At 68.1% G+C, this 1,389-nt stretch carries 1 pseudogene; it reads left to right on the top strand.

The annotated features are described in order from the left end of the window. A pseudogene (locus Tther_RS13090) lies at positions 1-1,389 on the top strand (thiamine pyrophosphate-dependent enzyme); the annotation flags it as partial.

The raw sequence follows: 1,389 nt of genomic DNA on the forward strand, positions 1-1,389 counted from the left end.
TGCACGACCTGGGCCTGGACGACGACACCTGCCGCCAGTTGGGCATACGCGTGCACAAGGTGGCGGTGGTGTGGCCGCTGGAGGCGCAACTCACGCGTGCCTTTGCGCAGGGCTTGCGCGAGATCCTGGTGGTGGAGGAAAAGCGCCAGGTGATTGAGTACCAGCTCAAGGAGGAGCTCTACAACTGGCGCGCCGATGTGCGCCCCGACGTGTTGGGCAAGTTCGACGAGATCGAAGGGGACCACTCCGGCGGCGAATGGTCCATGCCCAACCCGAGTGCCAACACCCTGTTGCGCGCCAACGCCGACCTCACGCCCGCCATCGTCGCGCGCGCGCTGGCGCGCCGGCTGAGCAAGCGCGGCCTGTTGCCCGAAGGCAGCGACATCGCCGCGCGCGTGCAGGCGCAGCTGGCGCTGATCGAGGCGCGCGAGCGCTCGCTGCAGACCCTGCAGGTGCACACCGGGGATGCGCAGCGCGTGCCCTGGTTTTGCTCGGGCTGCCCGCACAACACCTCCACGCGCGTGCCGGAGGGCTCGCGTGCGATGGCCGGCATCGGCTGCCACTACATGGCGATCTGGATGGACCGCCAGACGGTGGCCTTCACGCAAATGGGCGGCGAAGGCGTGCCCTGGGTGGGGCAGCAGCCCTTCACGAACGAAAAGCACCTGTTCGCCAACTTGGGCGATGGCACCTATTTCCACAGCGGGCTGCTGGCGATCCGGCAAGCCATTGCCGCTGGCGTCAACATCACCTACAAAATTTTGTACAACGACGCCGTGGCCATGACGGGCGGCCAGCCGGTGGGCGAGCGGCCGGAGGGGCACTCGGTGCTGCAAATCGTGCACAGCCTGCGCGCCGAAGGGGTGCGCAAGCTGTTCATCGTCACCGACGAGCCGGCCAAGTACGCCCATGCGCACCACACCACGCTGGGGGGCGTGACCTTGACGCTGCCGCCGGATGTGCCGGTGCTGCACCGCGACGCGCTCGACCGCGTGCAACGCGAGTGCCGCGACACCGAGGGCGTGACCGCCATCATTTATGACCAGACCTGCGCCACCGAAAAGCGCCGCCGCCGCAAGCGCGGCTTGATGCCCGACCCGGACCAGCGCGTCGTCATCAACGAGCGCGTCTGCGAGGGCTGCGGTGATTGCAGCGTGCAGAGCAACTGCCTGAGCGTGGAGCCGCTGGAGACCGAGTTCGGCCGCAAGCGCACCATCAACCAGAGCACGTGCAACAAGGATTTTTCCTGCACCAAGGGGTTTTGCCCGAGCTTCGTGACGGTGCAGGGGGCCAAGCCGCGCAAGCCCGGCCGTGACGTGGGCCTGCCCGACCTCAAGAGCCTGCCGCCGCTGCCCGAGCCGGAACTGCCAACGTTGCGGGCGGGCGCCG

This window comes from Tepidimonas thermarum (assembly GCF_007556705.1).
Taxonomy (GTDB): domain Bacteria; phylum Pseudomonadota; class Gammaproteobacteria; order Burkholderiales; family Burkholderiaceae_C; genus Tepidimonas; species Tepidimonas thermarum.